This window comes from Sphingomonas sp. Root720 (assembly GCF_001428605.1).
Lineage (GTDB): Bacteria > Pseudomonadota > Alphaproteobacteria > Sphingomonadales > Sphingomonadaceae > Rhizorhabdus.
This window is the reverse complement of the sequence record NZ_LMID01000014.1, coordinates 248,938-273,855: the sequence shown is the minus strand read 5'-3', so window position 1 is coordinate 273,855 and position 24,918 is coordinate 248,938. Positions and strand designations below refer to the sequence as shown.

Genomic DNA, 24,918 nt, shown 5'->3' with positions numbered 1-24,918 from the left:
TCCTGGCGCCTCAGTGGAGGTTGGGTTGGGCACCCTGGCCCTTCTCGTCGATGAGATGGCCGGTGCGGAAACGGTCGAGACGATAGGCGGCCGCAGTCTCGTGGGAGCGGTCGGTCGCGAGGAGATGCGCAAAGCACCAGCCCGAAGCGGGGGTCGCCTTGAAACCGCCGTAGCACCAGCCGGCATTTAGATAAAGGCCGGGCACTCCCGAATGATCGATGATCGGCGAGCCGTCCATCGACATGTCCATGAGCCCGCCCCAGCTTCGCAGCAGGCGCACACGACCGATCATCGGCATGACCGCCATGCCGCCTTCGCACACATCCTCCACGACTGGCAGGTTTCCCCGCTGGGCGTAGCTGTTGTAGCCATCGATATCGCCGCCGAAGACCAGCCCGCCCTTGTCCGACTGGCTGATATAGAAATGGCCGGCACCGAAGGTGATGACGCCGGGAATGACGGGCTTGAGCCCTTCGGTCACGAAGGCTTGCAGCACATGGCTCTCGATCGGCAGCCGCAGGTCGGCGAGGGCCGCAACCTGCGAGCTGTTGCCCGCTACCGCCATGCCGACCTTCCCCGCCCGGATAGGGCCGCGGCTCGTGTCCACACCCACGACCGCGCCTGCGGCGTCGCGCAGGAAGCCCCTCACCTCGCAATTCTGGACGATATCGACGCCCTGATCCGATGCACCGCGTGCATAGCCCCAGACGACCGCATCGTGCCGCGCCGTGCCGCCGCGCGGCTGCAGCAGACCGCCCATGATCGGAAAGCGGGCTTGGTCGAAATCGAGGAACGGCGCGAGGCGGCGCACGCCGTCCTGGTCCAGCAATTCGGCATCGACGCCGTGCAGCCGCATGGCATTGCCGCGCCGGGCGAATGCATCCCGCTGGGGATCGCTATGAAAGAGGTTGAGCACCCCGCGCTGGCTGACCATCGCGTTGTAATTCAGCTCCTGCTCCAGCCCCTCCCACAGCTTCATCGACCATTCGTAGAAGGGTTCGTTGCCGGGCAGCAGATAATTGGATCGGATGATGGTGGTGTTGCGCCCTGCATTGCCGCCGCCGATCCAGCCCTTTTCGAGCACCGCGACACGCGAAACACCATGGACGCTGGCGAGATAATAGGCCGTAGCGAGACCATGGCCTCCACCACCGATGATGATGATGTCGTAGCCGTCGCGTGGCGCCGCGTCCCGCCAGGTCGGCGTCCAGCGGCGATGGCCCGAAAGCGCGTGGCGCGCGAGGCTGAGAAGAGAAAATCGCGTCAAGGAACACCCGTCTTCGAGATGTTGCGTTCCGGATAGAATAGGCTCACTCAGGCGACATGCTTACCCAAATGCGACGCTAAACTGTCCATGAGCGACATCGCTTCGACAGATTTCCAGCCCCGCAGCATCGGATTGTTGCTGATCGACGGCTTCGCGTTGATGTCCTACGCTTCGGTCGTCGAAGCCTATCGCGCGGCAAACGTCCTCGCCGGACAGACTCTGTATCGATGGACGCATATTTCAACGACGCCCGGCCCCTGCCATGCTTCCAATGGCGCGGTCATCCTTTCCGACCAGACCGTCGGCGATCCCGTCGAATGTGACACGCTGTTCGTATTCGCGGGCGGGGATCCGACCCGCTTCCGCGAGAGCCGGACTTTTGCCTGGCTGCGCAGAATGGCGTCGCGCGGCATGGTGATCGCGGGGATATCGGCTGGCCCCTTTATTCTGGCGCGCGCGGGATTGCTCGAAGGCTATCAGGCCACAATCCACTGGGAGCATCGGGCCGCCTTCCTCGAGGAGTTTCCGACGAGCAGCCTCCAGTCGGGGCTCTACGTGATCGATCGGCGGCGATTGACCTGCGCCGGCGGCATGGCCGGCATGGATCTCGCCATCGAACTGATCGAACGCGAACAGGGGCACGCGCTGGCGACGCAGGTGTCCGACTGGTTCATCCGCAATGAGGCGCGTACCGCCGACCAGCCGCAGCGGCTGAGCCTGCGCGAGCGCTTCGGCGTCGGGAATGATCGGGTCCTCAAGGCACTCGCCTGGATGGAGGCGCATGTCGAAGAGCCCGCCAGCCGGGACGATCTGGCACGCATCGCCGGCGTTTCGGTCCGCCAACTGGAACGGCTGTTCCAACTTCATCTCAGCGACAAGGTCGCAACCACTTATCTAGCGATCCGACTTGCCAAGGCAGAACAGTTGCTTCGCTCGACGAGCCTGTCCGTTACGGGCGTCGCGTTGAGTTGCGGCTTCAAGACCGCAAGCCACTTCTCGCGCAGCTTCTCGGCCGCCTTCGGCCGCCCGCCGTCACAGATAGCGCGGCCGGGAAACCCTGCTGCGGTACCGCCACACGGAATGGTTGCGGCACTGTCCGGCGTTCAGAGGCGCTTGCTATAGGCCAGGCGCGGTACCCACATAGACAGCCAATCGGCGACCAAAGCAGGGCGCTCCTGACCTTCGATCTCGATCGTGCAACCGTAGCGATTGAGCTGTCGGCCAAGGATATCGGGCGCGTGATCGTGCCGGATCGGATCGAAGTCTGCTTGTCGGCGGGCCGTATCTCGAAACCGGGCAACGGAAGGCCGACCGACTTGGTGAGGATATCCAGATCGCGGTGGGCTCGACGATCTTGACCGCCGTGGTCGTCTCGGTAAGATCGTAATTCGTCGCCCGATGCGAGCATATGGCGCCGAGCTTCTCGATGATTTCTGCCGGCATCACCGCGCACGATCAGCCGGATCGAACCGCTCGAAATCGTCGAGTGAAAGTTTCATCTGGAAGGTGCTCGGGATCGAGCCCCACAACATCACCTGTTCGCGCTCCATCAGTTCAAGGCTTTCGCGGGTGTCGAGATGCTCCATGAAGACCATCGTCCCGCCGAACACGAAGCAGGCGTGCTGACATCGACCAGGCAGCCGACATGGTTGATCGGGAAGAAGTTGAGCGCACGATAGGGATCGACCGGCCAGGCGCGATTGGTATCCATCGCCAGGGTGCGGAACAGGTGCTCATGTTCACGATCATCCTGGGAGCAACGATGGACGAGATGGTCCGCAAGCTCATCGTCTAGCCCGACCCAGAACTGATCACGTTGCTCGATGAAGTCGATGGCGACGACGAACTGATCGACCATGCGACGACCATCACATGGTCCCAGATCCTGTATCCCGATGCCAGCCTGCCGCTGCACTTGCCGCCACAGGCCCAGATCCTCTCGCGCTGAACGGCTTCGGTCGAAGCCTGACGCTCGCCATCGACCGCGCCGGTTAAGGGGCATGGGGAGGCCCCTCGGAGCGACCTCCCCACAGCGTCAGAAGTTCATCCGGACTTCCAGCCCATAGGTACGGGGCGTCATGCGGCGGCGCAGGGAAATCCCGTCGGTCACCGCATCGGCCGTGAAATAGGCCGGGAAATGCACGTTCAGCAGGTTTCGGCCATAGACCGCGACCTCGTACCGATCATGCTTGAGAGACAGTCGCGAGCTCAGCAGATCGGTCCCGCTGTAACGATAGCTGTTTTGGATGTCGTAGAAGATCGGTCCCAGGCGCTGATAATCCAGCCGCAGGGCGGCGCGATAATCCGGGCTGAGATCGACGCCATATTCGCCGCCCGCCGAGAAGGTGTATTTATAGACGTTGGCGATCCTGTTGCCGTCGAAGCTGCCGTTCTTCACCTTGGCATCGATAACCGATCCGCCGAGATCGACCCGGAAATCCGGAGTGATCGCCAAGCTGCTTTCGACCTCGATGCCGTTCACCCGGCTCTTGGGGATCGTCACGATCACGCGGGCCGGCGACGGATTCAAGAAGGTGTAGAAATATTGCTGGTTCTTGAAATCGGTGTGGAACACGGCCGCGTTCAGCCGCAGGCGGCGGTCGAGCAACTGTGACTTGAAGCCGATCTCATAGGTGTCGGCGATCTCCTTGGGGAAGAGCCGCACGATCGGATAGGGCGCCGTTGGGCGCGGCACCGCAACGTCCGCCGCGGCATTGAAGCCGCCGCTGCGGAAGCCTCGGCCATAGGACATATAGGCGGTGACCTCGGACGAGAATTGCCGGGTCACGCTGGCCTGCGGCTGGAGCGCCTTGAACGTCCCCCGGATGGGCGAACCTGGAATATTGCGGTCGAGCTGTCGACGCTTCTCGATATCGTAGCGCATCGCGACGTCGAAATCGAAGCCGCCCAGCGCCAGCTTCACCTGGCCATAGGCCGCGTAGGTCAAGCTGCGATCATATTGATCGGAGTTGAGCGCAAGGAAACCGTCGAAGGGACCACCCGGCTTGCCGTCGACCAGCAGCGGCTGGTTCTGGGCCCGCCATTGGTAGAATCCGCCGACGGTCCAGTTGAACACATCATCCTTCGCCGAGGTAAAGCGAACGTCCTGGTTGAACGCCTTGGTGGAAATGACCTGCTCGTACTGAAACAGCGGCTGGACGGTGAAATCACCATCACCATAGGAATGGTCGCGCGCCCGTGCATATTGGCTCACCGAGCGGAAGCTGCCGAAGTCGAACTCATGCTCGATTTTCGCCACCGCATTGGCGGTCCAACGCTTTTCCCATGGCTTGATGTCATAGTCGGGCAGAACCGAATAATCGTTCAATTGGGCGCGCGAAACCACTTCCCAGTCGAGGCTGACCCCCTTGTAATTCTGATAGTCGCCCTTCAGCGTGATGTCGGTGCGTTCGGTCGGCTTGATGAGCAGTTCGCCGCGGGCGCTGGCGGTGCGACGACGATCGGCACGGCCATCATAACCGATATTGTCGACTAGCCCGCCAAATCGATCGAATGTCCCGGTCATTTTGAACAGGATCTTGTCCTCGACGATCGGCCCAGATACGTTCGCCGAGAACTTGTAGGTTCCGCCATTGCCGACAGCCGCGCGCATATCGCCTTCGAAGTCGTTAGTGGGCCTGCGCGTGTTCACGACGATCACGCCGGCGATCGCGCCGCGACCATAAAGAGCGCCCTGAGGCCCGCGCAGAACTTCGATCGACTGCGCGCTTTCCAGATCCTGGCTGAAGAAATTGAGGCCGGGGGTCTGCACACCGTCGACCACCATCGCGACCGAAGGCTCCGCGCCCTGGACCGTGGGGATACCGCGCATGGTGATGCCGATCTGTCCCTGGGTGACATTGTCGAACACGGTCAGACTAGGGGCCAGCCGGTTCAAATCCGACAGTTGCGACACCTGTTTGCTGACAAGAGCATCGCGGGTGACGACGGTCACCGCTGCGGGAACCTTCATGATGTTCTCGGCAGTCCGGCGCGCGGTGACGAGGATTTCCCCATCGTTCGGCATCGCTTCTGCAGGATCGGCCGCTTGCGCGGAGGCGGGAATAGACTGAGCCACGGCGAACATCGCGGTGGTCAGAAGCAAGGCGGACATCTTGTTCATCGACTTCCCCTTCTACGACGCCGAGCCTGACGAGATCGATATATCTCTGGACTGGACAGATTTTACTGCAAGTCTTTGATCTTCGGTCAGAATCGTGGCGTACCTGTTTGATTTCCGATATGTCGTCTTCGCCGTTTGCCCGGCCCCCAACTATAGAGACCGGTGGCCCGCGGACCGCCACCGAACCCTGTGCCGGCGTGGCCTTGCGGAGATCCCGGCCAATGGAAGCTATTGGATGCGGCAGGGGTTTCGAGCCCTCCTTTGGGGGGTGATCCCTAACCACGGAGGACTCGCCCCGGCGGCCATCCGGGCGTCGGCACTCCGTCCGGTTCGTCAGAGAAGTGGCTTCAGCTTGTCCACGATCTGCTGCTTGGGAAGTGCACCGACGACTTTCTTGGCCTGCGACCCTCGCTTGAAAAGGATCATCATCGGGATGCTGCTGACGCGGTATTTTTCAGCCAGTTCCTGATGGTCCTCGATGTTGACCTTGACGATCCGCAGCGGAAGCTCCTCCGCAAGCGCTTCGAGCACGGGTGCGATCGCGCGACATGGCGCGCACCAGGGCGCCCAGAAATCGACCAGCACCGGTTCTTCGGCGAGCAGCACCTCCGCCTCGAACGATGCGGCATCGATGTCCTGCAAGGCCATCGTCACGCCTCGGCCGGCAGGCTGTTGTCCGCCTTGGCCTGCTCGTAATTCGCCCGCAGCCGATCGACCACCGCACCGCAGGACCAGCCGCCGATGCTCTTGCCGTCTGCCAGTTCATGGACGCTGAGGCCTTCTGCGACGAAGTCCTTGCCGCTTGCCGGAATACCGTAGATTTCCTTCACGTGCCGACCCGACATCGTCCAGACGATGGCGATGCCGTCATCGGTAGCGAAGCTGAGATTGATGTCGAAGCGGAGGCCTTCGAAGGCTTCGCGCTGCATATCGATCGAGCGCTTGATGCCGTCGATGCCCGCGATTTCATAAGCCGGATTGGTGCAGGCGAAGGCCGGTTTGCAATGCTCAATGGTCGGACCATAGTCGCCATGGTGCATCGCGCGATCATACATGTGCAGGAAATTCATGCGGGTCGTTTCGGGATCAACCATATCGAACAATCCTCGTTGATGAAGAAGCATGCCAGCGCGGAAGCATGAGCGCCGCGCGCCACATCACCGCTTGGGTCGGGCCACGCTATCGACCCGAGACTGTTCCACCATCCCCCCTTTTGGGGCTGATCACCCTCTCCCACCCTGCGCAAGCCGACACCCCCTTTTGGATGGCTGCCATCGCCCGGCAGACGCGCGCCAGAATGCGGCTTTCACGCGGAGAGGCAGCGCATGAGATTTTCGACCACGGGTAACGACATCGCCGTGATCGGCGGCGGCGTGATCGGGCTCGCCTGCGCGCTGAACCTGGCCCGCGCCGGCTATCAGGTAGCACTGTACGACCCGGCCGATCCCGGCACGGGCTGCTCGCTGGGCAATGCCGGCCTCATCGCCACGTCCGAAGTCTATCCCCTGCTCAACGCTGCCCGGCTCGCGGCCCTTCCCCGCATGCTGGCAGATCCCTTGGGTCCCGTGGCATTCCGCGTGGCCGATCTTCCGCGGCTATGGCCCTGGTTCTGGCGATCGCTCGCCATCATGCCGCCGGCGCGGCAGGAAGCCGTGGCGCGATCGATCGCCCTGCTGAACAGGGACGCCATGGCTGCCTGGCGCGATCTTCTGAACCTTGCCGGGGCGCCGGAGTTGCTGGTCGAAAGAGGGATGCTCGAGGTCGTGCGAGCGCCGCAACGCCCTGCCGGCCTAAGCGACGATCAGGCGAAGATGGCGCGGCACGGCTTCATCACGGAAATCCTGGATGCGCCCGCCGTCGAGTATCTCGAGCCGGCATTGACCGGACGAGTATCGGGAGCGCTTTTCCATCCGGCGACGGCGCATATGCAGGATACCTATGCTGTCTCGCTGGCAATGGTGGAGGCTTTCCGGGCCCTCGGTGGAACGATCCTGCGTGCCGCCGTCCAGAAACTGCACCCCGGTCTCGACCGCCACATCCTGGAAACCGACCATGGGCCTTTCGATGCCCGGCGGGTCGTCATATGCGCGGGGATCGGGTCGCGTCCGCTGCTCGAACCGTTCGGCCTGGCGATTCCGATCATCGCCGAACGTGGCTATCATCGCATGCTGCCATCCGCCGGCGGCCTGTTGACCCGCCCGGTCGTCTTCCGTCAGGAGTCGTTCGTCGCCACGCCGATGCACGGCGGCCTGCGCCTGGCGGGCACCGTCGAGTTCGCAGATGTGAGCAGCGCACCGAACTGGCGTCGCTCGGATCGCCTTCACGCCCTGGCCGAACGCTATTTCGGCCCCCTGCCACCCGAAGCCGGCTCGCGCTGGATCGGCGCCCGCCCCAGCCTTCCCGACTTCATGCCCGCCATTGGCAGAGTGCCGCACTGGCCCTCCATCACCTATGGCTTCGGCCACCAGCACCTCGGCCTGACCCAGGCGGCGATCACCGCGCGCTATGTCCGCGGCATGGTCGAAGGTGACGACATGGCGATCCTCCGTCCGTTCGATCTCTCCCGCTTCTCCTAACGATGTGGGAGTAGGGCCGCTGCCCCCCATTGGAGGGGTGGAAGCGGGATACCACCGACCATAGGCTCAGTCCTCCCGATGCCATCGCCAGCAGTCGGATCCACCTTCATCATGGAAGCCGTGGCATGAAATTCTACGATCTTTCCTGGGGTCCCTTCCCCCGCCGGGTTACCATCTACATGCGCGAAAAGGGGATCGACGACGTCGAGATCGTCCCGGTCGATTATGCGACCGGACAGAATCGCGCGTCGGACATGCTGGCGAGGAACCCGACCGGAACCTTGCCCGTGCTGGAACTCGATAGCGGCAGTTGCCTGACCGACTCCTACGCCATCATGGAATATCTCGAGGAGCTTTATCCGGAACCGAGCTTCATCGGCCGGACGCCCGAGCAGCGCGCGCGGATGCGAATCCTGCTGAACCATATCGCCGACCTCAATCTTCGCGCGGGGCCGGTCTATGCCAACATCCTGCCGCAATGGGCTCGTGCGCTGAAGCAGGAACCGCTGGTGTCCGAATGGACCCGACCGAGCTTTCACCGCTCGCTCGAATATATCGAAATGCTGGCCGACGAGGACGGCCCGTTTCTGATGGGTGATCGGATCACGCTGGTCGACTGTGCGATGTATCCGCTGCCGCACCATAACGCGGCCAACTACGCCGACTATTTCCTGACCGACGAGTTCCCGAAACTGAAACGCTGGTTCGAGGTATTCTCCGGGCGGCCCAGCGCCGACTGTCCCTTACGAGACGACGGTCTGCGCGAAAGCGACGAGACCGAACTGGATCCCGACAAACCCTATTGGTGGCGGGGGACCGGTGAGCCCGCCGCCTGGGGCGCGTGGGGCGCCAAGAAGCCCGCCACTGCCTAAACGCCACCCACCAGACAAGGCTTAACACATGCCATCGATCGCCCCGCAACCTATTGCCCAGGCCGGCCATATGCCACGCCTGAGCGTCACCGAGGCCGTGCTTGCCCGGCGATCGGTACGCGCCTTTCGTCCCGATCCCCTGCCGGCGGACACGATCCGCGAAATTCTCGAACTGGCCGCGCGCAGCCCGTCCGGCGGTAACCTCCAGCCCTGGCGACTCTACGCTCTCGCCGGAGCCGAAATGGCCCGGCTGAAAAGCCTGGGCGTCGATCGCATGTTGGGCGAAGGAGCGGAACCAGAGGAATATCGGATGTGGCCGCCGGAGGAACTGACCAAATATCGCCAGCGCGTATTTTCCTGCGGTGAGCTCATCTACGGCTCGGTCGGGATCGCTCGCGAGGACGTCGAGGGCCGCCGCCGCATGTGGGCCGGCAACATGAACCTGTTCGGCGCGCCAGTCGGTATCTTCCTGTGCCTCCACCGCGACATGGGCTATCCGCAATGGGCCGATGCGGGCATGTATCTGCAAACGCTGATGCTGCTGGCGCAGGAGCGCGGCATCGACAGCTGCGCCATGGAGGCCTGGGCGGTCATTCCGGATACGGTGCGGTCCGTGATCGGCTATCCCGACGATTACATCCTCTTCTCGGGCCTCGCTCTAGGCTACAAGCAAGAGGGGCATCCGCTGGCCACATTGCACATGCCGCGCGTGCCGTTCGACGATTATTGCGACATGCGCGGCTTCTGACCGCACGCTCATCGGATCAGTCAGAATGACCCAATCCACACCACTTCTCGTCCTGGGCTCCGGTCCGGCCGGCTTGTCCTGCGCCATCTATGCGGCGAGGGCCGGACTGTCTCCGATCGTCGTTCAGGGGCGACAGCCCGGAGGGCAACTGACCACCACCACCGACGTCGAAAACTATCCCGGCTTCCGCGAAGCAATACAAGGACCGTGGCTGATGCAGGAAATGCAGGCACAGGCGGTGCATGTCGGAGCACGGCTGCAATATGACAGCATCGTCGACATCGACGTCGCCACCCGCCCATTCCGCCTCACATCGGAAAGCGGCGAGCTCTATCTGGCGGACACCCTTGTCATCGCGACCGGCGCCCAGGCGAGATGGCTCGGCCTGGAAAGCGAGGAGGCGCTCAAGGGACTGGGGGTCTCAGCCTGCGCGACATGCGACGGCTATTTCTTTCGCGGCCGCAAGGTTGCCGTCATCGGCGGGGGCAACACCGCGGTCGAGGAAGCGCTCTATCTCACCAATCATTCGAACGACGTAACCCTGATTCACCGTCGCGATACGCTGCGCGCCGAGAAGATCCTTCAGGAACGCCTCTTCCTCCATCCATCCATCAGGGTGATATGGGACAAGGAGGTCGCCGAGTTCCTTGGCCATGAGGAGGATGGTCTCCAGGGGCTCCAGCTTCGCGACACCCGCACCGGCGAGATGAGTCGCTTCGACGCCGAAGGATGCTTCGTCGCCATCGGCCACAAGCCCGCGACCGATATCATGCGCGGCAAGATCGCGCTCGACGAAGACGGCTATATCCTCGTCCCCCCCGGCTCCACCCGCACCGATATACCCGGCATTTTCGCCTGCGGCGACGTGATGGACAAAATCTATCGCCAGGCGATTACCGCAGCGGGAACCGGATGCATGGCGGCGCTGGATGCGCAACGCTTTCTGCAGGAACAGCAACCACTTTCCAATGGCCACGTCAGGACACTGGCCTCAGCGGCAAGTTGAGATGAAATATCCAGTTATATCGTTGATCCACGAGCAATTGTATGACAGCCTTTTGACTTGGCTTCGTCAAGGGAGTCGGCGACACGGCCATGGATTTTTCATCACCCAAACGTTCGGACGGCCATCCGGTTCTCGCCGATCAGGAAGGGGATGGCTTGCTCTATGAGATCCGCAGACAGGGCCTGATCGACCGCTTGATGGCGGCCGAGACTCCGGCCGTTTCCATCCTTTCCGCCGGCGTGGGCTTCGGCAAAACCATCCTTCTGCGCCAAATAGCGGAGCAGTGCGTCAAAACAGGGCTACCGCATGCCCTCATCACCTTCACGCCGGCCGACATCGGCGAGGCCAATGTCCGGAAGATCATCGAGAAACGGCTCGCCACCCTGAATAGCGGGTCCGGAGCATTTCCGTGCTATCTGCTGCTCGACGACTATCACCGCGTCCGCTCACCGGCCGTTGATGCCGTCATCGGGGAGATCGCCGACGGCCTTCTGCCGGGATCGAAGCTGATCGCCGCTGGCCGTTGCACCGGCAAGGACCCTACCTCGCCCGGCGCGACCTCGCCTGCGGTCATCAGGCTTTCTGAGGACTTTCTTCGCCTGACCGACGATGAGGTCGCCCAACTGTCCCGGCAGGTCCCGATGTTCGCTGCGCAGGAGACACTCTTTGCGCAGATGCACGGCTGGCCGGCCGGTTGCGCGATCATCTGCGCCGTTGCCGCCCGCGCCCCTAATTTGTCGGGCCCGCTACTCGCCGTTCAAGTCGCGGCCAGGGTCGAACGTCATCTCGAACAGTTGCTCGGCCCCGGCTTCGATCGGGCGGGCTGGCGACTGGCCGAGTTGATGGCGATCGGCCCCGTCCAAATCGATGCGCCCGATGAGAAGATGGTAGACCAAGTGTGCTACCTCAACGACCTGGGAATGCTTGACTCGGACAGCGACGAGCGCGGCAGGCTTGGCCTACGCCAGCCATTCCGCGACATATTGTTCGAACGTTTTCATCGGCGCGATGGAGAGGGCTTTCTCCGCGAGGTGCGCGCCGCGGCGAAACAGATGATCGACGGCGACCGTTGGGAGGACTGCCGACGTCTCATCCGGCGGCTGCCGCGCGACATGCGACGGTCGGTTCTTGAAGGCCTTGGCGGATGGATATTGGACGTGCGCTTCGGACCGCATCTGTTCGAGGATTTCGAACTTCAGGTCGACGAAGATTTCGGGGGATTTCCGCAGCTTCACCTAGCCAAGGCGGTCCATCTTGCTCGCACCAATCGAACCCTGGATGCGCGTTGGCTCATCAACCAGATCGCTGCCGGACCAACACCAAAAGATGACAGGCTCTGGCGCGCTGACCTTTGCATCAACCAGGTACGCATCGCGATATTCGCGGACGAGGTCATTCCCGCCGAGGATCTGGCCGAGCTAGAGGCGCTGCAATTTCAGGATCTGAGCGCGTCGCCCGTTCTATACGCGATCGCGGCAGGCGTCCTATCCGACGCCCTGTACCGCTTGGGTCAATATCAGAAATGCCGGGAAAGCGGCCTGCGCGGCCTTGTGCTGTGCGATCATTACAAGGCGCCTTACGTCGCCACCTATATCTTTGCGCTCACCGCGCTCGCGGAATATCGGCTCGGCAATCTGCAAAGCGCGATCCAACTGACCGAGCGAATGACCGGCCATGTGGCAAAGCTTTTTGCCGGCGGGGACTCGGTACACGACGTCGCCGCGATCATCTCCGCCGTGATGCGCTATGAGGAAGGGGATCTGACGAGCGCGGAGGCGCTGCTGGATCGCCCTCTGGCCCATGTTCTCGAAAGCGAAGGCTGGCTCGAAGTCGGGCTGGCGGGCTTTTTCACGGCCGCGAACACAGCGATCCAGCGACAAGAATATGAGCGAGCCCTCGACATCATGATGGCGGCGGAGGAGCTTGGGACGCAGCTTGGCTTCGAACGCCTTTCGCAGCTCGCGCAATGCCGTGCGCTCTATCTGCTGTCCTGCACCGACCGCGTCGACGAAGCCGTCGCCCTTCATGCCCGGGATTTCTTTCCCCCCGATGCCGACGAGTTGTTGGCCGATCGATGGCGCGACTATCTCACGGTCACCCAGATCCTCGCCTCCTGCGCCTTCAACATCGCCCAGGGCGAGCTCGAACTTGGCTTGCGCAGGCTCGACAATTATCTGGCCGATCTCGGAAGCACGCAGAATGTGCCCTGTTATGTCAGGATCATCTGCCTTAGGCTGATGGCCCTCCAGGGGCTGGAGCGCCCGGCCGACGAGATCGCCACCGCCATTCGCACCATCCATTTCTATGTCGAGAAGCGCGGATATATCAGCCCGCTCCTTGAGTTTCCGCAGCTCGAAAAGACGCTGAAACTCTGCCTGACGGTGCCCGACTTGCTCTATGACGTACACCGTCTTGCGGGACTGCTGATCGAACGCCTGGCGCATGCGAAACCTTCCGACGCGGCCGGCGGAAAGGCGCTCAGCCCGCGGCAGGCCCAAATCCTCACGCTTCTGTCCGATGGGCTGTCCAACAAGGAGATCGCCAACCGGCTCGATCTCGCGGAAGGCACGGTGAAGTCCTACCGCAAGGTCCTGTACCAGAAGCTCGACGTATCCCGTCGCTCGCAGGCCATTGCGCATGCGCGGACACGATCGAGCCCGCGCGCCTGAGCGGCTGTCAGCCGACGTCCTGACCCGGCGACAGCAGGTTTCATCATGACCGTGAGGAAGCCCCATATCGGTCCGACTGCCTAGCGGCTAGGCCGGCTACAGAGCGGTCGTCGTTCAGTGCGACGACCAGATCCGCACGGTCGGGCATTTCGGCCAAGATGTGGCGGGTCAGACGCTCATAATGGCTGATGAATGCCCGCAGTTCGGCGTCATCCATGACATGACGTCCCCGGCCTTCACCGCGGTCCTCTCCGATGGTGGCAGCCAGCTTCCGCTCCTGTTCGCGCCGCCATCCGAACACGCTTTCGAACGCGGGAGCCTTGAGCATGATCAGCATGTCGAGGCGATCGAACAACTCCCGATATGGCCCACTCAATTGTTCGTTGACGAACGCTCGCCAGCGTCCGTCCGCGTCCTGCGCGCGTTCCATCGCGTTGACCGGTTTCGCGAGCGATGCCCCGTCCTGCGGACGGGCGCCTACGCACCAGCCTTCGAACAGGATGATGTCCGGGCGGCCCCGGACCATCGGCCATTGCCCCGCCGGAGCCCGATCGTCCCGCGCCTTGTCGAAGGCGGGAAGTGCCGTAAGTGCTTTCGGCCCGGCCTGCAACAGTTGCTCGATGACGCGCCCCGCGAGCTGGATATCATGCGTGCCCGGGACGCCTCGGGTCTGCAATAGGGGGTGAACCCGCTCGCCCACCAGCTGACGCTCGACCCGGGTGAGATAGACATCGTCGATCGAGAGGATAGCCATCGACAGGCCATGCCGCCATGCCATCACCGCGCGCAGCATCAGCGCCATGGTCGACTTGCCGCTCCCTTGGGATCCGCACAAGCCAACAAGGAGCGGTTTACCGGTCGCCCCATGTCGGTCGGCGATGCTGTCGGCGATCAGATCATATAGCCGGACGAGTTCGACGCGCGGACCAAAGGCTATTCCTTCCCGATCGAACAGGGCCGAAAGATCTGGCGGCGAACCGGCCGCCGCACTGTCAGGCGACACGGTCGAGGAGATCCTGACCGTTAGCCCAACGCTGTAGATTTGCGAGCGCGCGTAGGCCCATGGCGGTTCTGGTCTCCGTCGTGGCGCTCCCGAGATGCGGCAGCATGACCAGATTGGGAGCATCGAGCAATGCGTCCGAAATCTGCGGTTCTCCTCGAAAGACATCGAGTGCCGCCCCGGCGATGGCGCCGTCATGCAGTGCGGTTGCCAGCGCGATATCGTCGATGATGCTTCCGCGTGCCGTATTGACGAGAAATGCGGTCGATCGCATCTGCCCGAGCCGCTGACCGTTCATCAGTCCGTCGGTCGCCGGCCCACCCGGACAATGCAGCGATACGAAATCCGAACGTTCGAGAAGGTCGGCGAGATCGCCACAGTATATGGCGGAAAGCTGCTGCTCGAGCGCCGCAGGTGCCTGCGACCGCGAATGGTAGAGGATGGTCATGCCGAAACCGCGCGCGAACGCGGCGGTCCGTTGGGCGATCCTGCCGAAGCCGATCAGCCCCAGCGTTTTGCCCGTCATTTGGCTTGACAGGAGATGGGTCGGACGCCAACCGCTCCATTGCCCCGCGCGAAGTTCGCGCTCGCCTTCCCCCGCCCGGCGCGCGACCATCAGCATCAGCAGGATCGCCAGTTCGGCAGTTGCGTCGGTCAGGACATCGGGGGTGTTGCTGACGGAGACACCCGCGCGCTGGCAGGCATCGAGATCGATATGTTCGAAGCCAGCGCCATAATTGCACAGCAATCGGACGCGCCGGTTCGGTTGTTCGAGGATGTCGGCCCCGATCCGATCGGTCACGGTAGGACAGATCACGTCATAGTTGCGCGCGGCGGCCATCAAGGCTTTGACGTCCATGGGCCGATCGCTTCTGTTGAACGTCACATCCCAATTTTCGGCAAGGCTCGCCTCGACCGACGCCGGCCATTTGCGTGTCACCAGAATCTTCATCGTCACACCATGAAAAAAGACGAGCCCCCGCCCCCGGGGGCTCGCCAGTAGGAGACACTATGATGGCCGGTGATCAGGCCGCGATGGCCTTGCGCGCCTTGCGGGTCTGCTCGGTGGCTGCCGCGTCGACCTCGAAAGCGCCATCGCGTTCGACCAGCCGTACGCCATAATCGGCGTCGGCGGCCTCAACGGTGACATAGCCTGCGATCACGTCGGCGTGCACGCTGGCCGGATCGCGATCAAGCGGATTGCCCCAGCCGGCGCCACCGGCGGTCAGGACGCGCATATGCTTTCCCTCGCGCAGCATGAAGCCGCTCAGCTTGCCTTCGCGGCGTTCGTCGGCGGTGTCCGGATAGAGCAGGATGGCGTTGCTCATCCCGGCCTTGCCGCCATCGACGCCGATGGGAGCATCCTTGGTCTGCTCGATCACGGTGATCAGGCTGACATCGCCCAGCACCCGCCATTCGCGGTAGACACCGAGCCCGCCACGGAAGCGGCCGGCACCACCCGAATTGGCGCGCAGGCCATAGGATTCGGTGACGATCGGATAACGCTCTTCGAGGATCTCGATGGGAATGTTGCGGCATTCGCCCAGCGCGAAATGGATGAGGGCATTCTCGCCATCCTGGTTGATCGACGCGCCGGCGCCGCACGCCTCGTCGCCGCCACCGGCGAAATAAGCTCCCGTCTCGGGATCGTTGCCGGACCAGAGCACGGCGCCGATGTCTCCGCCGGTGCGAGAGATCGAGCGTTCGGGAGCTCCCTGCGCGAGCGCCGCAAACAACGCCTCCCCCACCGCCATCGTCGCCCAGCCATATAGGAATACGGGTGCAGGAACGGTCGGATTGAGCAGCGTTCCTTCGGGGATCTTCACCGTCAGCGGTCGAAAAAAACCTTCATTGGCGTCATAATGCGGCGCGACCACCATCTTCATCGCCAACCGCAGCGCGGACATCGAAGAAGCATAAGGACAATTCATCGGCCCCCTGGTCTGGGGAGCGGTGCCGTCGAGATCGACGACCATCTGGTCGCCCTCGATCCGAACCTTGAGCTTGATCGGCACCGGATCGTCCGAGATGCCGTCATTGTCGAGAGCGACCTCGGCCGACCACTCGCCGTCGGGCATCGCGGCAATGGCCTGCCGTGCGATCTGCTCGCCATGATCGAGGATGCGGGCGGCGGCTTGGGCGACGATCGTCGCGCCATATTTCTCGACCAGCGCCATCACACGCTTGGCTCCCAGTTCGCACGCAGCGATCTGCGACGTGAGATCGCCGATCACCGCATCGGGCAACCGCGAATTGGCCCGCAGGATTTCCGTCAGTTCCCTGTCGAGAACCCCCTGCTTCACGATCTTCACGCCCTTGAGCTGCAGGCCTTCCTGCCAGATGTCGGTCGTGTCGGTGCCATAAATGTCCTTCGCACCCAAATCCATCCAATGGGCCTTGGCCGCGGTATAACCGAAGATCTTGCCATCGACGAAGATCGGCCGAATCGTGACGGCATCCTGCGAATGCGCGCCTGTCCAATAGGGATAGGTGCACAGCAGAACGTCCCCTTCGCTGACATTCTCCTTGCCGACATAATCCATTACCGCGCGGATGCTGAAGGTGAGCGTACCCATGAAGACGGGCAGGCCCTTGCCCTCGGCGATCAGTTCAGCGTCCTCGTTGTAGACGCCGAGACTGAAATCCATGACCTCGTAGATGATGGGGCTGAACGATGCACGCATCAGCGCCATGCTCATCTGGTTGGCGGTCGAACGGAAATAGCTGCGGATGACCTCGACCGTGATCGGATCGAGCTGATTGGAAATGTTCATATCCTGTCCCTCACTTGCGCGTGATGATCAGATTGCCGAGGCGGTCGACGGTGCAGATCTGGTTAGATCGCACGATCGTGGTGGTAGTACGCTCCTCGATCAGCGCCGGGCCCGGCACGACATTCTTCGCCTTGAGGTCGTCGCGGCGGTAAAGCCCGAAATCCTGCCACTCCAAAGCCATGAAGTCGTAGATCGGCCGTTCGCCATGGCGAGCACCGGCACTGTTCTCCCCGCCCTCTTCGATCTCACGGATCTGGGGTTTGGGAATCTCCCCGACGGCCTTGACGCGCAGGTTGACGACGTCCGCAGGGTTGCCGAGCGTGTAACCGTAGACGCCCTTATAGGCTGCCTCGAACGCATCGTAGAGCGCGTCCCTACCCGCATCGCTGTCGATCGCAAAATCGATCGCGACCGTGACAGTGTGTTCCTGGCCGCTGTAACGCAACTCGGCGATACGCTGCAGCGACTGACGTTCCTTGCCGACGCCCTCGCGGTCTAGCAGGTCGATTCCGCGGTCCTCGAGCGAGCGGAAGCGGCGCTCCAGATCCGCCGGAGTGAGCTTGGCCAGTGTGCTCGAGACCGTTTCGGCCACATCGTGGCGCACATCGATCATCAGCATGCCGAAGGCCGAGAAGGTCGACGGGACCATCGGTATGATCGCGGCCGGCATGTTGAGCTCATCGATTAGATAGGCCCCGAACATCGCGCCGCCGCCGCCGAAGCAGAGCATTCCGAAATCGCGCGGATCATCGCCCGTCTCGGAGGTCATGTCCTTCACCGCCTCGGCCATGTTGTTCATGGCGATCCGCAGGATGCCGCTCGAGGCCTGAAGCATGGTCAGATTGAGCGGTTCGCCGATCTGCTTTTCGATGGCGGACTTCGCCCCCTCGTCATTCAGGGTCATCTCGCCGCCGAGGAACGCCTTGGCATCGATGAAGCCGTTGGCGACGAAGGCGTCTGTGACGGTCGGCACCGTGCCGCCACGACGGTAGCAGATAGGACCGGGCACCGCGCCGGCGCTCTGCGGGCCGACGTGCAGGGCACCCGCGCCATCGATCCAGGCTATCGAACCTCCCCCCGCCCCGATCGTCCGGATGTCAAGATTGGAGATCAGCATCGGATAGCCGTTGACCTGCGTCTCCTGATTGATCGTGGCTTTGCCGTCCTTGATCATCGCGATGTCGAAACTGGTGCCACCAACATCCATGGTGATCAGGTTCGAATAGTCGGTGAGACCGGCAAGATGCAGACCGCCGATGACGCCGCCGGCCGGGCCCGAAAGCAGCATGTTGATCGGGCTGACCTTCGTCGCTTCAGGCGTCATGCCGCCGCCGTCCGATTTGGTGAGCACGATTTCGCCGGGGAACTCGCGGTCGGAGAGTTCGCGCTCCAGATTGCCGATCCACCGTTCGACCACCGGGGCCAGATAGGCGTTCAGGATCGTGGTCATGCCGCGTTCGAACTCGCGATGCTCGGCGGCTACCGCCGACGAGATCGCGACCGGAATGTCGGGGTTTTCTTCGAGCAGGATCTCCTTGATCCGCCGCTCATGCGCCGTGTTGCGGAAGCTGTGCAACAGGCAGACCGCCACGGCCTTGACGTCCAGCCCACGAACCCGACGGGCGATATCGCGGACCTCGTCCTCGACCAGATCGATCATGATCTCGCCCTTCACATTGACCCGCTCGGTGACTTCGAAGCGCAGGTCGCGAGGAACGATCTGGGGCGGCTTCGTATATTTGGGATTGTACATCTCGGTGCGGTTGTACCGCATGATCTCGGGCACATCGCGGAAGCCGCGCGTCGTGATGAAGGCGGTCTTCACGCCCTTGCGCTCAAGCATCGCGTTGAGCGCCGTCGTCGATCCGTGGACGAAGAAGTTGTCGACGCTCTTCAGGTCGATCCCGACCTTGTCGATCGACGCCAGGACACCGACCAGCGTGTCGTGGGGCGTCGTCGCGGCCTTGTCGATCGAGAAGGTACCCGTGGCCTCATCCAGCACGACGATGTCGGTGAAGGTACCACCCGTGTCGATGGCAAAGCGCAACGAAGATTTGGTCATGTTCTAGCCAGCCTGTCCCTTGAGAGATTTCCGGAGGCCTCGATCGTCGGCGGGCCGTGACGTCGGTCGGCGACGACCAGGGCTCCACCGGGAAACCACCTCCCGACGAGCGGCATGATGAATATCGCCGCCCGCGGCCGATACGCCTCCAAAGGGGGGCAGCGATCCCGGCGCGCCCCTACCCCCGAAGAGGGGGCTGGAGCCTGCCGACCTTTCGGGTCCAGCTTTCCCGTACACATGTCGTCGGCGCGGAGGGCTGCTGAAAATGAACGAAGATGAGGCTCTGAAAGTCGCGTTCCTCGCGATGTACGATCGCTCGCTCAATCATGGTGATTTCGGTCCGACCCTGAAGATGTGCGAACCGGATGCCGCCTTTCTCGGCCCCAACGGCATGGTGGTCGGTACCGACGCGATCATCGCTCTCATCGAGAGCCAGCGAGCCGCGTTCGACGGCTTCCGCTACGAGGTGGAGTTCATCTTCGCCAATCGGGAGGGGGTCGGTGTCGTCTCGGTGACCCGGGGGCGGCACATGCGCGAACTGTTCGGCGTGCCGGCGAGCGGACGCGACATCGAGATCCGCATGCTGAGCATCCACCGGCTCAGGAACGGCCGCAGTATCGGCGGCTACACTTCCTCGCATTATGTCGAGACGCTGCGCGCCGCCTTCGAGCAGGCCAAGGCGGACGCTGATCTCCCGACGCAAGCATGATGATAATCCGCGCGCCGCTTTCGTTCGGCGTGCATCGCCCGAAAGACAGAACATGATCAAGAAGTTCATCAACGCGCGCATTTTCGACGGCTATTCGGCCGACCTCATGGAGGGGCAGGTCCTCGTCGAAGGTGACCTCATCCGGGAAGTGTCGAGCCGGATCACCGGTTTCGACGATGCCGAAGCGATCGACTGCGCCGGCAGGATCCTGATGCCCGGCCTGATCGACGCGCATTTCCATGCCTACACGCCGACCTTCAACCTGCCGATGAACGATCATATGCCCAAGGCCTTGATGGCGGCGCACGCCTTCAAGATCCTGAGGGGCGCCCTCCGCCGTGGCTTCACGACTGTTCGGGATGCCGCCGGCGGCGACATCGGGCTACGCATGGCGATCGACCAGGGTCTGGTCGAAGGGCCGCGCTTCTTCTTTCCCGGAAAGGCGCTGTCACAGACCGGCGGCCACGGCGACTCCCGGCCCGGCGACCAGCACAGCATCTGCGGATGCTCGGGCTATATGGGCGCCATCTCGATGGTCGCCGACGGTGCCGATACGATCCGGCTCGCCGTCCGGGAGGAATTCCGCAAGGGAGCCACCCACATCAAGCTGATGCTGTCGGGCGGCGTCGTCTCGCCAAGCGATCCGATGTGGATGCCACAATTCACCGACGACGAGGTCCGCGCCGCCGTCCACGAGGCGGGTACGCGGCGCAGCTATGTCATGGCCCACGTCCACACCGACGATGCCGCACGGCGCTGCGCGGAGCTGGGCGTGCGGACCGTCGAGCACGGCACCGAGATCCATGCCGATACCGCGCGCCTCCTCGCCAAGGCCGGAACCTTCGTCGTCCCGACCCTCTCGGTCGGCAATGTGCTGCGGGAACATGGCGCCCGGATCGGCATTCCACCGATGGGACTCGAGAAGATCAAGGGCGTGGCGGCGGCCACCGCGCAATCGATCCAGAACTGTCTGAACGCGGGCGTACGGCTGGGTCTGGGCGCCGATCTGCTGGGGCACGAATTCCACCCCTATCAGGGCGGCGAGCTTGCCCTACGCGGCGAGTTCCAGAAGCCGATCGACGTTCTGCGGTCCGCCACCACGATCAACGCGGAGATCGTTCAGATGGAGGGGAAATTAGGCTGCATCGCACCGGACGCCCTTGCCGACATCCTCGTCCTGGATGGCGATCCGTTCCAGGATCTGGCGCTCTTCCGGGATGCCGCGAACGTAGCCGTGATCATGCGCGGCGGACAGATCGTCCATAATCATATCTGACCATGTTCATCGCCGCGCCGGCGATGGGTTCCGCGTCGCGCGAGCTACCGGCCGATCGGTTATCGGTCGAGTGGCGCGATCAGCATTTCGCTCATGTTTGAATAGGACCAGGCTTCCATGCTGCGGCCATTCTCGAACCGATGCAGGGTAATGCCGCTGAAACGGATGGGGCGTCCGGACGGCGGATAATCGAAGAAGGCCCGCTTGTGCACGCCATTGATCGTCCAGGCGACGGCGACCGCCGAATCATTGCCCGCGACCAGATCGATGGTCAGGCTATAATCCTCGAAGGCGGCCTTCTGGGCATTCACCAGATCGACGATCTGCTGCCGCCCTTCGACCGGCTTCATCGGGTTCTGATAGACGAAGGCCGGATCCACATAGCGATCGAGCACCGAGGCGTCGCCTTCATGGAACAGCCGCTCATACATTTCCCGGGCAATGTCTTCGTTCGTTCGTTGCACGCTATCCTCCATCACTGCGAGATGGTTCACGCTTCAATGGCGGTGGCGGCTCGAACCAGCCCGCCTAATGGGGGTAGCGAAGGTCCACCCCCAATAAGCGGGGCTGCGGCCCTCCGGGCCGCATGCTTTCGTCGATACAGATGACTTGGCATGCTCCGCGAAGGTCATTCGCAACGGTGCCAGCCGCCGGGTCAGCAGACCGCAGGCACGCTCGGAAACCGCATTGAGTGGGGCGACCGGAAAGGATCCGACAATGACAATGATGGACTGGAACGACTATCGCGACAAGCTGATGGCCAATATCGGCGACCTCGCCAAACTCAGCCCCGACAGCGTGGGCGGCTACATGCTGGCGAGCGGCGCGGGTGCCAAAACCGGCCAGCTAGATGCCAAGATCCGGCAGTTGATCTCGCTGGCGGTTGCCGTCACGACGCGCTGCGACGGATGCATTTCCGTCCATGCCAAGGAGGCCGTCAAGGAGGGCGCGACGGAGGGCGAGATCGCGGAGGCACTCGGCGTTGCGATCGCCATGAATACCGGCGCCGCGCTGGTCTATTCGGCGCGGGTCATGGATGCAGTGAAAGCGGTGAACGCCTAATCCCGCAAATCGGGGAGGCCGCGCCTTGCGAAGCGGTCTCCCCGACTACGCGAACTCAGCCTCCGCCGAGTATCTCGTGCATGTTCGAGAATCCCCAGGCGGCAACCGCCTGGCCGTCCTTCCACAGGAACAGGGTGATCCCGCTGAACCGGATGGGCTTGCCCGAGGGCGGGAAACCGAAGAATGGCTTGTCGTGGGTCCCGGTCACCGTCCAGGATACCGCCATCGACGGTGCCTCCTTGTCGATGACGACCTCGTCGACGTTCTGACGGAAGTCGGTGAAGGCCTCACGCTGGGCCGCGACTAGATCGATGATCTGCTGTCTCCCGCGGGTGTCCTGCATCGGATTTCGATAAACGAAGTCCTCCGACACATATTTTTCTAGCACCGACGCATCGGCCTGATTGAACAACCGCTCATACATTTCACACGCAATCGCGCGCGTCGGCCCATATTCCATAAGCTTTCACCTCGCTTCGCTACGACCATTTGCCGCAGATCGAGATTGCATGCGATCGTCCGCCGCTCCCGTCGTCCCATCCTTTAGGGGGTGGCCCGCGATCGATAACCAAGCGGGCGAGGCCGCTGTTGGAAGACACGCCACAGGCAGGCCTCAAGAAGGGCGTTCGGCCAACTGCTATTCATCGGCACCGCATCACGCCAAGTTCGATCCAACAACATAGCCGAACGTCGATCAGCGTGGGTACGTCCAGATTCGTAATCCTACCGGCTCCCACCAAGCTGAACCCGTTGACATTAGAATACATCATTGTATTGTCCAGTTCACAGGTGTTGACAGAATCCGCGAACGGGTCTCGATGATTGAGCAATCGGGAAAGGCAAATGGGATCAGGCGGAAGCGATCTTGGGTGCGCACGCCGCCGCCTGAGCATACGCCGTCGACCGAAGACTGGGTCCGTATCGCTCGGGAAATGCTGATCAGCGAAGGCATCGTCGCCGTGAAGATCGACCGACTCGCCAAGGTGGCGGGCGTGACGCGGGGCGGTTTCTACTGGCGCTTCAAGAGCCGCGACGAATTGCTCGAAGCGCTGATCGAGGACTGGCGGGAATGGAACACGACGCCGATGCTGCGGGTACTCCAGTCCGACGCACCGCCGAAGGATCGGATGCGGGGCCTCGCCGAACTCTACATCGAAGGGCGTGGTTTCAGCGAGGCCTATGACAGCGCGGTCCGCGCCTGGGCGGCACTCTCGCCGCCGATCGCCGAGATCGTCAGGGCGGTCGACGGTATTCGTCTCCAGGCGCTGGAGGAACTGTTCCGCGACGTCGGCTTCGACGCCGACGAGGCGATGATCCGGGCGCGGATCACTTATTTTCATCAGGTCGGCTATTATGCGATCGGCATGCAGGAAACCGCCGAGGACCGGTGGGCGCTTGTCGATCGCTACACCGCGGTCCTGTTCAGTAATCTGATGAAATAGAAAATCTTATGAGTGGTTTTCCGGATCGAACCTTTTCGACTGAGAAATACAATTCTGTATTTATAGGTGGAACTAAGATGCGCTATTCGGCGTGGAATGTTTTCAAGCAGGGATTGAAGGGGCAGCGCGGCTGGAAGCCCGCCTGGCGCTCGCCCGATCCGAAATCCGACTATGACGTCATCATCATCGGCGGCGGCGGCCACGGCCTCGCGACCGCCTATTATCTGGCCCGGACGTTCGGCATCCATCGGGTGGCGGTGCTGGAGAAGGGCTGGATCGGCGGCGGCAACAGCGGTCGGAACACCACCGCGATCCGGTCCAACTATTATTATCGCGCCAGCGCCCGGATGTATGATCATTCGCTGAGGCTCTACGAGGGGCTTTCGCGCGAGCTGAACTATAATGTGATGTTCAGCCAGCGCGGCATGATCTCGCTGGCGCACAGTCTGCACGATGTCGAGCTGGCGCATCGCCAGGCCGGGGCGATGCGGCTTAACGGGGTCAATGCGGAATTCCTGTCGCCAGCCGAGATCGCGCGCCGCGTGCCGATTCTCGACATATCGCCCAGCGCCCGCTTCCCGGTGTTCGGAGGACTGATCCAGAAGCGCGCCGGTACTGCCCGGCACGACGCGGTCGTGTGGGGCTATGCCCGGGCCGCGGATGCGCTGGGCGTCGACATCATCCAGAATTGCGAAGTCACCGGGTTCCGGCGCGGCGCCGACGGCGCGGTGATTGGGGTGGATACCTCGCGCGGGCCGATCGCATCGAAGCGGATCGGGGTCGCCGTCGCAGGCCATTCGAGCCGGCTTGCCGAGATGGTGGGCTTCCGCCTGCCGATCACCAGCTATGCGTTGCAGGCGTTCGTGTCGGAACCGCTGAAGCCGGTGCTCGACACCGTCATCCTGTCGCCGGCGACCGGCGTCTACATGAGCCAGTCGGACAAGGGTGGCCTCGTCATCGGCGGCGCGCTGGATCTCTATCCTTCCTACGCACAGCGCGGGAACATGCCGATAATCCGCAATGTGCTGGGCGCGGTCGCCGCGCAATATCCGGCGCTGGGCCGGGTGCGCCTGCTGCGCCAGTGGGCGGGCATCGTCGACGTTGTACCCGACAGCAGCCCAATCATCGGCCCGTCGCCGGTGCCGGGGCTCTTTCTAGACTGTGGCTGGGGGACTGGCGGATTCAAGGCGATCCCGGTCGGCGGGACGATGCTGGCGCACCAGCTCGCCACCCTGAGCCCCCACCCGCTCGCCGAGCCTTTCTCACTCGAGCGCTTCACCACCGGCGCGCTCATCGACGAAGCCGCCGGTTCTGGCATCGCACACTGAGGAT

24 protein-coding genes are annotated in these 24,918 nt (G+C 62.8%); 13 read left to right on the top strand and 11 right to left on the bottom strand.

Annotated features, from left to right (window positions below):
* Nucleotides 1–10 precede the first annotated feature (10 nt).
* The gene (locus ASE22_RS22050) at nt 11–1,267 is read right to left on the bottom strand and encodes a sarcosine oxidase subunit beta family protein (protein WP_056364626.1); all 1,257 of its coding nucleotides are present in this window, start codon (nt 1,265–1,267) and stop codon (nt 11–13) included.
* Nucleotides 1,268–1,402: 135 nt separating this feature from the next.
* Between ASE22_RS22050 and ASE22_RS22045 the strand changes: the two genes are divergently transcribed.
* Nucleotides 1,403–2,389 (top strand): GlxA family transcriptional regulator, encoded by a 987-nt coding sequence (locus ASE22_RS22045; RefSeq protein WP_235536398.1) that lies wholly within the window; start codon nt 1,403–1,405, stop codon nt 2,387–2,389.
* Nucleotides 2,390–2,709: 320 nt separating this feature from the next.
* Here ASE22_RS22045 and ASE22_RS27785 read toward each other — a convergent pair whose 3' ends face one another.
* Nucleotides 2,710–2,853, bottom strand: a complete 144-nt coding sequence (locus tag ASE22_RS27785) for a hypothetical protein (RefSeq protein ID WP_156397237.1) — start codon at nt 2,851–2,853, stop codon at nt 2,710–2,712.
* A gap of 59 nt (nt 2,854–2,912) precedes the next feature.
* On the opposite strand from ASE22_RS27785, the gene ASE22_RS27780 reads away from it, so the two are divergent.
* Nucleotides 2,913–3,062: a hypothetical protein gene (locus tag ASE22_RS27780; protein WP_156397760.1), complete on the top strand. Its 150-nt coding sequence runs from the start codon at nt 2,913–2,915 to the stop codon at nt 3,060–3,062.
* A gap of 21 nt (nt 3,063–3,083) precedes the next feature.
* Entirely contained in the window at nt 3,084–3,215 is a 132-nt protein-coding gene (locus ASE22_RS27885; protein WP_268801328.1) for a hypothetical protein, read from the top strand.
* Nucleotides 3,216–3,302: 87 nt separating this feature from the next.
* Here the strand turns inward: ASE22_RS27885 and ASE22_RS22040 are convergent, their stop codons facing one another.
* The 3 genes from ASE22_RS22040 to ASE22_RS22030 form a co-directional block, all read right to left on the bottom strand.
* Nucleotides 3,303–5,390: a TonB-dependent receptor gene (locus tag ASE22_RS22040; protein ID WP_056364624.1), complete on the bottom strand. Its 2,088-nt coding sequence runs from the start codon at nt 5,388–5,390 to the stop codon at nt 3,303–3,305.
* A 333-nt stretch (nt 5,391–5,723) separates the two neighbouring features.
* Nucleotides 5,724–6,038: a thioredoxin gene (gene trxA / locus ASE22_RS22035; RefSeq protein ID WP_056364622.1), complete on the bottom strand. Its 315-nt coding sequence runs from the start codon at nt 6,036–6,038 to the stop codon at nt 5,724–5,726.
* Between the two features lie 2 nt (nt 6,039–6,040).
* Nucleotides 6,041–6,484: an ester cyclase gene (locus tag ASE22_RS22030; protein WP_056601571.1), complete on the bottom strand. Its 444-nt coding sequence runs from the start codon at nt 6,482–6,484 to the stop codon at nt 6,041–6,043.
* Between the two features lie 231 nt (nt 6,485–6,715).
* Here ASE22_RS22030 and ASE22_RS22025 point away from each other — a divergent pair, with 231 nt between their 5' ends.
* The 5 genes from ASE22_RS22025 to ASE22_RS22005 all read left to right on the top strand — a co-directional run bounded on the left by ASE22_RS22025 (nt 6,716) and on the right by ASE22_RS22005 (nt 13,261).
* Nucleotides 6,716–7,966 (top strand): NAD(P)/FAD-dependent oxidoreductase, encoded by a 1,251-nt coding sequence (locus ASE22_RS22025; RefSeq protein ID WP_056364618.1) that lies wholly within the window; start codon nt 6,716–6,718, stop codon nt 7,964–7,966.
* Nucleotides 7,967–8,091: 125 nt separating this feature from the next.
* A complete protein-coding gene (locus tag ASE22_RS22020) occupies nt 8,092–8,838 on the top strand; it encodes a glutathione S-transferase family protein (RefSeq protein WP_056364616.1) in 747 nt (248 codons plus the stop codon).
* Between the two features lie 70 nt (nt 8,839–8,908).
* Complete coding sequence (locus ASE22_RS22015; protein ID WP_056364614.1) at nt 8,909–9,586, top strand: nitroreductase; 678 nt, start codon at nt 8,909–8,911, stop codon at nt 9,584–9,586.
* Nucleotides 9,587–9,611: 25 nt separating this feature from the next.
* Nucleotides 9,612–10,592, top strand: coding sequence for a thioredoxin-disulfide reductase (gene trxB, locus ASE22_RS22010; protein WP_056364611.1), 981 nt, complete (start codon nt 9,612–9,614; stop codon nt 10,590–10,592).
* An 89-nt stretch (nt 10,593–10,681) separates the two neighbouring features.
* Nucleotides 10,682–13,261, top strand: a complete 2,580-nt coding sequence (locus tag ASE22_RS22005; RefSeq protein WP_056364609.1) for a helix-turn-helix transcriptional regulator — start codon at nt 10,682–10,684, stop codon at nt 13,259–13,261.
* Nucleotides 13,262–13,304: 43 nt separating this feature from the next.
* Here ASE22_RS22005 and ASE22_RS22000 read toward each other — a convergent pair whose 3' ends face one another.
* From ASE22_RS22000 to ASE22_RS21985, 4 genes are all read right to left on the bottom strand, one after another.
* Entirely contained in the window at nt 13,305–14,063 is a 759-nt protein-coding gene (locus ASE22_RS22000; RefSeq protein ID WP_156397239.1) for a hypothetical protein, read from the bottom strand.
* A 190-nt stretch (nt 14,064–14,253) separates the two neighbouring features.
* A complete protein-coding gene (locus ASE22_RS21995) occupies nt 14,254–15,213 on the bottom strand; it encodes a 2-hydroxyacid dehydrogenase (RefSeq protein WP_056364607.1) in 960 nt (319 codons plus the stop codon).
* 73 nt (nt 15,214–15,286) lie between these two features.
* On the bottom strand, nt 15,287–17,035 hold the full coding sequence (locus ASE22_RS21990) for a hydantoinase B/oxoprolinase family protein (RefSeq protein ID WP_056364603.1): 1,749 nt from the start codon (nt 17,033–17,035) through the stop codon (nt 15,287–15,289).
* A 10-nt stretch (nt 17,036–17,045) separates the two neighbouring features.
* Nucleotides 17,046–19,097: a hydantoinase/oxoprolinase family protein gene (locus ASE22_RS21985; protein WP_056364587.1), complete on the bottom strand. Its 2,052-nt coding sequence runs from the start codon at nt 19,095–19,097 to the stop codon at nt 17,046–17,048.
* Between the two features lie 265 nt (nt 19,098–19,362).
* On the opposite strand from ASE22_RS21985, the gene ASE22_RS21980 reads away from it, so the two are divergent.
* Nucleotides 19,363–19,806: an ester cyclase gene (locus ASE22_RS21980; RefSeq protein ID WP_056364585.1), complete on the top strand. Its 444-nt coding sequence runs from the start codon at nt 19,363–19,365 to the stop codon at nt 19,804–19,806.
* A 52-nt stretch (nt 19,807–19,858) separates the two neighbouring features.
* The gene (locus tag ASE22_RS21975) at nt 19,859–21,082 is read left to right on the top strand and encodes a metal-dependent hydrolase family protein (protein ID WP_056364583.1); all 1,224 of its coding nucleotides are present in this window, start codon (nt 19,859–19,861) and stop codon (nt 21,080–21,082) included.
* A 59-nt stretch (nt 21,083–21,141) separates the two neighbouring features.
* On the opposite strand, the gene ASE22_RS21970 is transcribed toward ASE22_RS21975, so the two are convergent.
* A complete protein-coding gene (locus ASE22_RS21970) occupies nt 21,142–21,546 on the bottom strand; it encodes an ester cyclase (protein ID WP_162248226.1) in 405 nt (134 codons plus the stop codon).
* Between the two features lie 259 nt (nt 21,547–21,805).
* Between ASE22_RS21970 and ASE22_RS21965 the strand changes: the two genes are divergently transcribed.
* Nucleotides 21,806–22,144, top strand: a complete 339-nt coding sequence (locus ASE22_RS21965; RefSeq protein WP_235536397.1) for a carboxymuconolactone decarboxylase family protein — start codon at nt 21,806–21,808, stop codon at nt 22,142–22,144.
* 55 nt (nt 22,145–22,199) lie between these two features.
* Here the strand turns inward: ASE22_RS21965 and ASE22_RS21960 are convergent, their stop codons facing one another.
* Nucleotides 22,200–22,568, bottom strand: a complete 369-nt coding sequence (locus ASE22_RS21960; protein ID WP_056364577.1) for an ester cyclase — start codon at nt 22,566–22,568, stop codon at nt 22,200–22,202.
* Nucleotides 22,569–23,076: 508 nt separating this feature from the next.
* Between ASE22_RS21960 and ASE22_RS21955 the strand changes: the two genes are divergently transcribed.
* Nucleotides 23,077–23,586 carry a TetR/AcrR family transcriptional regulator gene (locus tag ASE22_RS21955; RefSeq protein ID WP_235536396.1) on the top strand — a complete coding sequence of 170 codons (510 nt, stop codon included), beginning with the start codon at nt 23,077–23,079 and terminating at the stop codon, nt 23,584–23,586.
* A gap of 77 nt (nt 23,587–23,663) precedes the next feature.
* Complete coding sequence (locus tag ASE22_RS21950; RefSeq protein WP_056364573.1) at nt 23,664–24,914, top strand: sarcosine oxidase subunit beta family protein; 1,251 nt, start codon at nt 23,664–23,666, stop codon at nt 24,912–24,914.
* Nucleotides 24,915–24,918 lie beyond the last annotated feature (4 nt).

Excerpts from the sequence above, each read along its gene's own strand:
- ASE22_RS22040 (WP_056364624.1), bottom strand. The coding sequence starts at position 5,390 with ATGAACAAGATGTCCGCCTTGCTTCTGACCACCGCGATGTTCGCCGTG.
- ASE22_RS21995 (WP_056364607.1), bottom strand. The coding sequence starts at position 15,213 with ATGAAGATTCTGGTGACACGCAAATGGCCGGCGTCGGTCGAGGCGAGC.
- ASE22_RS22025 (WP_056364618.1), top strand. The coding sequence starts at position 6,716 with ATGAGATTTTCGACCACGGGTAACGACATCGCCGTGATCGGCGGCGGC.
- ASE22_RS21990 (WP_056364603.1), bottom strand. The coding sequence starts at position 17,035 with ATGAACATTTCCAATCAGCTCGATCCGATCACGGTCGAGGTCATCCGC.
- ASE22_RS21985 (WP_056364587.1), bottom strand. The coding sequence starts at position 19,097 with ATGACCAAATCTTCGTTGCGCTTTGCCATCGACACGGGTGGTACCTTC.
- trxA (WP_056364622.1), bottom strand. The coding sequence starts at position 6,038 with ATGGCCTTGCAGGACATCGATGCCGCATCGTTCGAGGCGGAGGTGCTG.
- trxB (WP_056364611.1), top strand. The coding sequence starts at position 9,612 with ATGACCCAATCCACACCACTTCTCGTCCTGGGCTCCGGTCCGGCCGGC.
- ASE22_RS21975 (WP_056364583.1), top strand. The coding sequence starts at position 19,859 with ATGATCAAGAAGTTCATCAACGCGCGCATTTTCGACGGCTATTCGGCC.
- ASE22_RS22005 (WP_056364609.1), top strand. The coding sequence starts at position 10,682 with ATGGATTTTTCATCACCCAAACGTTCGGACGGCCATCCGGTTCTCGCC.
- ASE22_RS21960 (WP_056364577.1), bottom strand. The coding sequence starts at position 22,568 with ATGTATGAGCGGTTGTTCAATCAGGCCGATGCGTCGGTGCTAGAAAAA.
- ASE22_RS21955 (WP_235536396.1), top strand. The coding sequence starts at position 23,077 with ATGCTGATCAGCGAAGGCATCGTCGCCGTGAAGATCGACCGACTCGCC.
- ASE22_RS22000 (WP_156397239.1), bottom strand. The coding sequence starts at position 14,063 with ATGGCGCTGATGCTGCGCGCGGTGATGGCATGGCGGCATGGCCTGTCG.
- ASE22_RS27780 (WP_156397760.1), top strand. The coding sequence starts at position 2,913 with ATGGTTGATCGGGAAGAAGTTGAGCGCACGATAGGGATCGACCGGCCA.
- ASE22_RS27785 (WP_156397237.1), bottom strand. The coding sequence starts at position 2,853 with ATGGAGCATCTCGACACCCGCGAAAGCCTTGAACTGATGGAGCGCGAA.
- ASE22_RS21965 (WP_235536397.1), top strand. The coding sequence starts at position 21,806 with ATGATGGACTGGAACGACTATCGCGACAAGCTGATGGCCAATATCGGC.
- ASE22_RS21950 (WP_056364573.1), top strand. The coding sequence starts at position 23,664 with ATGCGCTATTCGGCGTGGAATGTTTTCAAGCAGGGATTGAAGGGGCAG.
- ASE22_RS22020 (WP_056364616.1), top strand. The coding sequence starts at position 8,092 with ATGAAATTCTACGATCTTTCCTGGGGTCCCTTCCCCCGCCGGGTTACC.
- ASE22_RS21980 (WP_056364585.1), top strand. The coding sequence starts at position 19,363 with ATGAACGAAGATGAGGCTCTGAAAGTCGCGTTCCTCGCGATGTACGAT.
- ASE22_RS22015 (WP_056364614.1), top strand. The coding sequence starts at position 8,909 with ATGCCACGCCTGAGCGTCACCGAGGCCGTGCTTGCCCGGCGATCGGTA.
- ASE22_RS22030 (WP_056601571.1), bottom strand. The coding sequence starts at position 6,484 with ATGGTTGATCCCGAAACGACCCGCATGAATTTCCTGCACATGTATGAT.